Source organism: Haloferax sp. Atlit-12N, from assembly GCF_003383095.1.
Lineage (GTDB): Archaea > Halobacteriota > Halobacteria > Halobacteriales > Haloferacaceae > Haloferax.
Genome location: NZ_PSYW01000008.1, coordinates 1 through 8,220 on the forward strand (window position 1 = coordinate 1; position 8,220 = coordinate 8,220).

Annotated in this window: 9 protein-coding genes; 8 read left to right on the top strand and 1 reads right to left on the bottom strand. The window is 56.6% G+C overall.

Annotated elements, in window-relative coordinates:
* Positions 1-70 precede the first annotated feature (70 nt).
* Positions 71-970: an SOSS complex subunit B family protein gene (locus tag C5B90_RS19385; protein ID WP_115883574.1), complete on the top strand. Its 900-nt coding sequence runs from the start codon at positions 71-73 to the stop codon at positions 968-970.
* A gap of 238 nt (positions 971-1,208) precedes the next feature.
* Here the strand turns inward: C5B90_RS19385 and C5B90_RS19390 are convergent, their stop codons facing one another.
* Positions 1,209-1,493, bottom strand: a complete 285-nt coding sequence (locus C5B90_RS19390; RefSeq protein ID WP_115883575.1) for a PadR family transcriptional regulator — start codon at positions 1,491-1,493, stop codon at positions 1,209-1,211.
* A 1,187-nt stretch (positions 1,494-2,680) separates the two neighbouring features.
* Here C5B90_RS19390 and C5B90_RS21080 point away from each other — a divergent pair.
* From C5B90_RS21080 to C5B90_RS19430, 7 genes are all read left to right on the top strand, one after another.
* Positions 2,681-4,324: a hypothetical protein gene (locus C5B90_RS21080; protein WP_233512145.1), complete on the top strand. Its 1,644-nt coding sequence runs from the start codon at positions 2,681-2,683 to the stop codon at positions 4,322-4,324.
* Between the two features lie 184 nt (positions 4,325-4,508).
* Complete coding sequence (locus tag C5B90_RS19405) at positions 4,509-5,000, top strand: hypothetical protein (protein ID WP_115883577.1); 492 nt, start codon at positions 4,509-4,511, stop codon at positions 4,998-5,000.
* A gap of 18 nt (positions 5,001-5,018) precedes the next feature.
* The gene (locus tag C5B90_RS19410) at positions 5,019-5,279 is read left to right on the top strand and encodes a hypothetical protein (protein ID WP_115883578.1); all 261 of its coding nucleotides are present in this window, start codon (positions 5,019-5,021) and stop codon (positions 5,277-5,279) included.
* A gap of 295 nt (positions 5,280-5,574) precedes the next feature.
* Positions 5,575-5,970, top strand: a complete 396-nt coding sequence (locus tag C5B90_RS19415) for a hypothetical protein (RefSeq protein WP_115883579.1) — start codon at positions 5,575-5,577, stop codon at positions 5,968-5,970.
* 98 nt (positions 5,971-6,068) lie between these two features.
* A complete protein-coding gene (locus C5B90_RS19420; protein ID WP_115883580.1) occupies positions 6,069-6,407 on the top strand; it encodes a hypothetical protein in 339 nt (112 codons plus the stop codon).
* 74 nt (positions 6,408-6,481) lie between these two features.
* A complete protein-coding gene (locus tag C5B90_RS19425) occupies positions 6,482-7,411 on the top strand; it encodes a DUF955 domain-containing protein (protein ID WP_115883581.1) in 930 nt (309 codons plus the stop codon).
* A 67-nt stretch (positions 7,412-7,478) separates the two neighbouring features.
* The gene (locus C5B90_RS19430; RefSeq protein ID WP_115883582.1) at positions 7,479-7,886 is read left to right on the top strand and encodes an SWIM zinc finger family protein; all 408 of its coding nucleotides are present in this window, start codon (positions 7,479-7,481) and stop codon (positions 7,884-7,886) included.
* The last annotated feature ends 334 nt before the right edge of the window (positions 7,887-8,220 follow it).

Genomic DNA, 8,220 nt, shown 5'->3' on the forward strand with positions numbered 1-8,220 from the left:
AGTGTTGGTTCGTGAGAATCCCGCGAGTGGAGTCGCGGGCGTTGGCGCGTCAGCGCCTTCAGGAACTACAATGTCTAGTAACAACTCCAGTCGAAAGGTAGTTTCGGTGGCTGAACAGGCGTTCGAGCAAGCGGATGACAAGACAGTCGACGAAGACGGGTTTGAGGTCGTCGACGAGACGCCACAGTTCCAGGCGACGGTGCAACAGGAGATCCAAGCAAAGGTGGATGCGAACCACCCTGACGGGATCGCAGACACGAGCGACGAGCGGATTGACGGGGTGACGTTGGCCCAAGAAGAGCGCATTCGAGCGCGGGAAGCGGAACTCGAACGGATTAGTGCTCGTGCGGAACTGGGGTCGCAAGAGGGCCGTGAGGCGCGGTCGCGGGTGATTGCGGCCGAACGGAGCGCTGAGCGACGGCGGCAGTTCCAGAAGCGCGCGGCAAGCGTGAATCCGATGGCTGACCTCGACCGGGCAGATCCCCGGACGGAGCTGACCCAAGCACAGTTGGGCGCAGTGAATTCTCAGGCAACACGGTTAGCGGAGAAGCTGGATGGGTGGTCGCGAGCGGCGATCAGTCGGCGGCTGAGCGAGGCGGTGTTGAGCGGCAAGGACATGATGTCGGCAACTGTGAGCGTGTTCGAGGAACTCGAAGGTGCACCGGGGACGATGGTACCAATCGGGAAGCTTGAGGGCGTGTCGCGACGCGAGGTGTGCGTTGAAGGGACGCTGACAACGGTGTGGGAGTCTGAGTCGCCGGCGATTCAGCAAGTGGGGCTCCTCGAAGACGAAACTGGGCAGGTGAAGCTGACGAGTTGGAAGGCCTCGGACGTGCCGTGGATTTGTGAGGGCGAACGCGTGCGGATTCACGGAGCGGCGCGGAACTGGTACGACGGGCGTGTCTCGATTGCCCTGACGGGCTGGACGACCGTGCATTTCCCCGAGCGCGACGCTTGGTGGGACGCCTAACAGCGCGAGGCAGCCCTCTTTTTTGTTGGTGGCCGGTCCGACCCAGGCCCCACCGCCCCACCCTCCGCTCCGTGCTCGCAGCCGCTGCGCGCGCAGCCACGACCTCTGTTACTGGAGAGAACGTGGTCCCGTTTCCAATAGTAAATTGAGACGAGGAAGGAGAGAAAAACACCGTTGTGAGATGTCTGAGTGCCAGTTACTCATGTCGATTGTGAGTCTCATTCTGATCTGACTCTGGTTATCCTGTGAGTTCGCTGGTATACTGTTGTTCCCAGTCGTCACGGGCTTCGATTTCTCGGCGACCTCTGGCTGTGATCGCGTAGACGTTCGTTCGGCGGTCCTTCTCGCCTTTGTCGAGCAGTCCCTTCTCGACGAGTGTATCGAGATTAGGATACAGCCGGCCGTGGTGGATCTCGGTTTCGTAGTAGTCCTCGAGTTGGTCTTTGATTGCGAGGCCGTGTGGCTCGTCCAAGCCGGCGGTGACGTACAGCAGGTCGCGTTGGAACCCGGTCAAGTCGTGCATTTTGCTGTCCGCAGCTAGTTTAAGAATACATATACGTTTGTTGGCCACGGCCGGGTTTCAGAGTGGCCTCGCTGGACGAACGTTTATATCCGAACGTACAGCCACGACGCGGTATGCCCCTACCGTGACCAGACCGCGGAATTTCAACCGTATGGCGAAGCGACGCAGATTACAGACGCACAGCTGGAACCCGACCACGCCGAGCACGGCGATGTGATCTGGGAGCGCGACCACCCAGCCGGCGACGAGTCGGACACGAACATCTGTCAGTCCTGCGAGCGAGCTATCTCATCGACTCAGAGCCAGTGTCGGTTCTGCCTCCAACAGGACGTCTCAGTCTCTGACAGCGCCTCTGAACCCTACGAGCAAACACTCCACGGAATCATCTGCCTGCTCGTCACGTCACAGTCCTCGCGAGGTGCACTCGCAAAAGGGACTGCAGCAGCGCGATTACTGCAGAAGTCCCACTCATCCTCTATCGACGAGTGTACACGCATTGCGGCGCTCGAACAGTCGATCGCGGAGCCACTCCGAACACGGTGGGGCCACCTCCCGGACGTTGTTCCAGCGACTGGATCGCGTGCTGATGGCTTCGTGGCGAAAGCACGGTCGGTCTCGTTGTGGTCTGCTTCTCCTTCGACGGAGGGTTCTGCTTCCCGGTGGTACGACGCTGCTGGGACGCAGATTACTGAGGAGTCCCGTCGTGAGCAGTTACTCTCTGACTCGGAGACATGGGTTGTCCCAGCGATTGCGCTTCGGCGAGCGTCTGCTGATGTCTCGTCGTCACAGTCGTCGTCAGCCTCGCCAACACGGCAATTGCTCCGCTGTCAGTCGTGTGGGGAGCAGACACCGCATCGGTTCGACTCACGCGACGACAGCCCACCCGCAGCGTGGGCTGGAGAGCCTGTCTGGCGGTGTTCCGTATGTCGAACGCCGCAGTACGGACCTGATCCAGATTCCTGATATTGGTACGAGAATGAATCAGGGGGCTCTGTTGAGTTCCGTAGAACTAACAGAAATCGTGTGACGCAGATACAGAGTTCATCCAGTACCACCTCTTCTATCAGATCGTTGCCGGAGAACGGGTAGCATCTGACTACACACCCAATCTCAGATGGGACGAGCTCCCTCAAGCTATAAAGTAGTGACACGACTACGTAGACACAATAACCAGGTGCCATCTCTCTTTGAAACGACGACACCTCCTCCTCGGAACCACCGGACTCCTCACCGCACTCGCCGGCTGTAACATCAGCACCGAAAACAACGGAGACATAGCGAACCCCAACAACACCACGGAAACAACCCCTACCAATAGTGCAGATATCTCAATCAGTATATCGACTTCTTCGCAGCCAGACAAGCTGCCGCCAATATGGAGAAATCATAATATCGCGGATTTCCAGGCCCAGTTCCAGGTAGAAACCTCAGGCAACGTGGAATCAGTCAATGTATCCAACGAGAAAGTACAGATAGGCCCTGATTCTGACCAGTGGAATGATAATACAGTTACTGTGCAACCAGGACAAATGACGCCTGGGGAACAGGAATTCACCGCAACAGCTTCTTCAGGAAGTAACCAGGCCCAGGATACAGCACCATCTGTAAAGCCAACACCAGGCAATTACAAAGTCGATGTAATTCCTGCGAGAAACGAGAAAATGAGAGAAGAAATCAGCCAAAACTCTATCCAGGACAATTATATCGAAGAGCGGGGCGGATTCGTTACCTCAGACGTAGTATTTGATACTTACAGCAGCCACGAACAACTAGGCTTCAACAAATTCGGAATTGATCTCGTAGCCTACGAATGGAGACACGACAACGACTACACCAGCTTAGCAGAAGCCCAACCTACAGAGGTAAAGAACTTCGTAGATAGTATCGGAACAGATACAGGAAATCCAGAAATAGAGGCCATTAAGAGCGGAGAACAGGGCATTAGCAAATATCCAAATGCTAGTGGCCGTAGAGACGGAGGCTCATTCCAGTTAGATGAATTCCGGAATGCAGAAACCGTAGGAGAGGCCCTCGACTGGGTACATCCTTACTTGTTCAACTGGCAAATAATTAGAACTGACAAAGGACCAGTATCTACAGAAGATGCACTTTATGCTCCCACCCTCGAGAGAGCTATAGAGCAAAATACCAACCAAGGCCTTGAAGTCCATGCATGGGATGTTGAAACCTTAGGTCACGGTACAGGACTTATCTACGGTAAGAACGCTGATGGCTCAGAAGAACTCAGATTCATGGAGACCGTCTCAACTCCAGTAACAGCGACTGCAGATGACCAACAACTACACCCCTTAATCGAGGATTCAGGATACCTTGATCCAGAAAATGATGGATTCCAAGAGTACTGGCACCCACTACGATTCGGCTGGGAAAAAGACGAAGACACGTCTTCGTGGGGATTCGAACAAAAAAAGAGGAGCGCAGTAAGCGCATTCGGAGGAATGTCTAACTCACTCCACGCAGAAAACAATCCGGTACCAGGAGCTTCCGATACAGTTGCTCCGACAACCGAATATGTTGTTGACTTCACAGAGAAACTCAGAACATTCAACCAGATTGATATAAAATCCGAGACGCTATACAATCAGTCGAAAGTATTAGAGAAGATGGTTATGGATGAAGATACTAACCACATCATCTATGGTACAACAGAAAATCCACAGTACGCGGTTGTAGAAGATGACTCTCTGATTGAAGATGTATGGGAAGATACAAGCGGAGAATACGACGACTTCAACCAGTTCCTCCGAGACAACCCAGAATACAGCATGAGCATGGAAGACATCGATAACTCCCTAGAAGGAGAAAAATGAATGACTTCAGCCAGCAAATACTGGCCGGAGCCTAGTTCCCGGCCACACCCAGTCTGCTTCAACTCTTTTTGTATTTGATAACTTCTGGTGTATCGTAGTAGGGTTGTGTTTGTGTGCGCCGGCGATGGGCGCCGGCGCAAGGGTCGGACAGACATCGACTCCTGAGTCGGCGAGGTGACGACGAATGCACCAAGTAATCTACGCACTCGTGACTGCATCGACAACAGACCAAGCCCTCTCGCGGGCCGCTGACGTATTCGACCAACTGGTGGGTGCTGCACCGCACGCCGACGCGGTGTTCGACTACTATGTGACGTTTGATGACGACTCAACAACGGTCGCCGGCAGCGCCCGGTGGGGTGACCTCCCGGTTGCAGCACCCGTTGGCTCGGAGGACGGCCAGGAACTCCTTGAACGTGGATGGCAGGCGACGACACGCGAGTTCGAGCGAAATCTCGAGCGTGTTCGAGAGGGTGTTGACGAGCTTGACGCCGCGGCGATCATGCGCGATGAGGACCTTGTCAGGCATGCGTGCCACAATCTCGGGGCATACCGCGGACCGGCGGTGTACCTCTACGACGAGTTCGCTGACGGGGTTCGGCATCGCGAGCGGCTTGAGCAATTCGTCGGGTCGAACGACCATCTGTGGATCGTTCCCGCTGATGTCCATTACTGACTTTGGAGGCTGTGCCCAATGATGCTCCTAAGAGAGACACTTCCTGATCGTGGTATCGCTGTTCGAATCGTCGTCGACGACGCGGCTGACAGCTATCGTGTTGAGTACACCCCGCTGTCTGGGGGTGTGGTAACCGACGAGTGGACTGTGTTCGGTGGCTCCGTCGGCTATGATGCGTCGGTGTTTGCGACTGACACTGCTGCACGTGCGTTTGTCGAGCGCGTTCGAACGACCTCACACGACGACGGTCTCGCGGAGTTAGCAGTAGACACAGAGTAAATCTTCCTGTGGTGTGTCGCACCGGACTCATATTGGGATACTACTCTGCAATCACCACAGGAAGACAGACGAAATGTACTCTCACTCTGCCACTTTCAGATTGTATTCGTGACCTACGACAGGGTACCTCATTCAGCTCTATTGCGCGTTCAGCAGGTCTACACTACGGCGTTGTTTTTGCGCCGCCCAAAGGGGCGGAGGCGCAGTAACAGATGTTGAATCCAACGTCAGTAGCCGAGTTGTCTCGTTTTCCACACCATTCACTCACGATACCTACGACGGTGGTGAATGATCGATGAGTCTCGAGCGCGTGTTCCGTCACGACGAGGCGCTGTTCGAGTTTCTGTGGTGTCCGGTGTGTGGCACGGAAGCGTTCACGCACATCCCCTTCGAGGGGGTGTTCTGCACTGAGTGCAATACCAGTGTAACGTGCCGTGAGTCGCCTGAGTCGCGTGGCTACGATGAGGCGGTCATCATCACATTCGACGCGACGACGACGTGGAATCTCCACGTTGACGAAAAACTTCGCCGGCCGCTTCCCGACGACGAAGCACGTGTTAAGATTCTCGGTGCGCCAGGTGACTACCACGTCGATTGGTGGGCACCAACCACGACCGAAGACTGGACGCCAGTCGAGCGCAACGAGTTCGCTGACGACTCCGAACCCGAGGAGGTGTCGCATCTCGCATAGCGTCGATCGAGAGACTCCTCGGTACCCGTGCGACATCGAGATTTTTTGTGCCCGTGATGGGTGCGGGCTGAAGACACAGTCCGTGTGACGTGATTTCCATGAGTCACCAACAAACAGAGTCAGACGTCTTGATCGACGAGATTCCAGTTGATCTCGACCTCGTGCATCGTTCGGAGTTCACCCGAGCCGACGTTCCCGATGAAATCGAGTCGATTACGTGGTCCCTCCTGAGCGAACGGCCGCCGACAAACCCGCTCGTCGTACTCAATGCCGCTCGCTGGTGGTACATCCACGGGGCAGGTGAGTCCGACCCCGTGTACTGCTGGGCGATTGAGTGGGTTCGACACCTCACGACCGGCGAAGCGACTGCGAGCGGCCTGTTCGGCGAGTGTCGACAGTACCTTCGTAGCCTCGAGTGCGAGGACACCGACCAGTAGGTCGTCTCGCCTGTTTTTTGTGCGCCCCAGAGGGGTGCGGCGCGTCCTGGAGAGACGCATCAGAACTGAAGCCAATGGCAACAACGAGTTCCCCGTCGGTGTCGTTCGACGAGACCGACACGCGACACGATGAGATGCATCGCACGATCGAACAGTGGCTTGCGGACCTCGCTGACGACGTCGACAACGCTCGGGCGAGCAAGCAGTTCCAAGCGTGGCTGGACGTCCAGAGCCGGTTCCACGACTACTCCCACCGCAACACACTCCTCATCACCCTCCAATGCCCCGAGGCGACGAAAGTCGCCGGCTACCGGACGTGGCAAGCGGAGTTCGACCGATACGTCGAGGAAGGCGAGTCGGCAATCTGGATTTGGGCGCCGATCATCACGACCCAATGCCCCGAGTGTGGGAACGCACCGAGCTATCACGAAAACAGCGAGTGTGAGTACGATGAGACGCCACCCGAAGAGTGGTCAGAGGGCCTCGTGGGCTTCAAGCCCGCGCCCGTCTTCGACATTTCACAGACTGAGGGCGAACCACTTCCAGAGCTGGATACGGCGGCGACCGGTGAGCCTGATACGCTCGTCGAGGATCTCACCAACATCGCGTCGGACCTCGGTGTAACCGTCCGCATCGTCGGTCCCGACGAGTGGCGGCATGGCGAAGCGAAGGGTGTCTGCCAGTCACGAAGTGTCCAAGATCTCACCCCACCCGTTGAAGTGAAGAATCGCCCGAACCGCGCGGACCTCGCGGCAACAATCATCCACGAGTACGCCCACGCGATTCTGCACTTCGACATTACTGACGCAACTGAGCGGGCGAAACGCGAGGTCGAAGCGGAGGCCGTTGCGTACGTCGTTGGTCGATACCTCGGCTTGGATACGAGTGGGTCGGCGTTCTACCTCGCGGCGTGGCAGGGCGACGAGACGGACGTGCTGCAAGAGCGACTGGGTCGGATTAGCGGGACGGCCGAAGAGATTCTGTCGACACTCGACGCGGTCTAACCCCATCTGCCGTCCGGCGCAGTTTTTCATGCGCCCGAAGGGGTGCGCGAATTGCGCGCTGGCTACCATGATTCCTGTACTACCAGAGTTCGATCCACCTACGCGTGTCCTCAAGCGAGCGCAGTACGAGGCGTTTGCATTCGAACTCCTTGATGGCGATGTCCGTGTACGCAACGAGAGCTATGCTGACCCAACCGCGCACGAGTACCGCGTTCGCATTCGGGATGGTGTGCCTGATTCGTGTTCGTGTCCCGCCGATGCGAGCGGTGACGATCCGTGTAAACACCGGGTTGCGGTCGCGATTCGCCCACGAATAATCGAACTTGCGGTCCAGATGCGCGTCGTCGCAGATGGTGGGTCAACATTGTACGGGGATGATGACACAGCAGACCTGCCCTGTGAGTGTGAACAGCTCTCTGAAGCTCTTCCCTGTTGGAATTGTATCGACGCTGGGCGGCGTAAGCTGTCTGAGTAGTCGTTGGTGAGGGCTTCGTACGTCACCAGGTACTCATCAGTCGTCGGACTGCTGGGACGCAGCGTACGCACCAGCAAACTGCTCGCGCATCTCTCGACGGAGCAGTTCGCTCACCACTTCGTAGACGATCAACTCGACTGTCGAGTGTACGAAACTCGGTGGGCACGAGGCCCACGAGGGAGTTATCAAGGGGTGGATGCAGATGGCTTGGTACGCGATTCCGCACCCGTTGCAGAACAGGGCGCGTCTTGTGTGACACGACGAGCCTGCAACGGCAATCTACCTGTGAGCATGTTTGGTGTTGTGATTCAGTCATTAATCGCCCTCCAGCCGA

Bases quoted from the DNA above. Each gene is read 5' to 3' on its own strand.
- C5B90_RS19385 (WP_115883574.1), top strand. From the start codon at position 71: ATGTCTAGTAACAACTCCAGTCGAAAGGTAGTTTCGGTGGCTGAACAG.
- C5B90_RS19390 (WP_115883575.1), bottom strand. From the start codon at position 1,493: ATGCACGACTTGACCGGGTTCCAACGCGACCTGCTGTACGTCACCGCC.
- C5B90_RS19405 (WP_115883577.1), top strand. From the start codon at position 4,509: ATGCACCAAGTAATCTACGCACTCGTGACTGCATCGACAACAGACCAA.
- C5B90_RS19410 (WP_115883578.1), top strand. From the start codon at position 5,019: ATGATGCTCCTAAGAGAGACACTTCCTGATCGTGGTATCGCTGTTCGA.
- C5B90_RS19415 (WP_115883579.1), top strand. From the start codon at position 5,575: ATGAGTCTCGAGCGCGTGTTCCGTCACGACGAGGCGCTGTTCGAGTTT.
- C5B90_RS19420 (WP_115883580.1), top strand. From the start codon at position 6,069: ATGAGTCACCAACAAACAGAGTCAGACGTCTTGATCGACGAGATTCCA.
- C5B90_RS19425 (WP_115883581.1), top strand. From the start codon at position 6,482: ATGGCAACAACGAGTTCCCCGTCGGTGTCGTTCGACGAGACCGACACG.
- C5B90_RS19430 (WP_115883582.1), top strand. From the start codon at position 7,479: ATGATTCCTGTACTACCAGAGTTCGATCCACCTACGCGTGTCCTCAAG.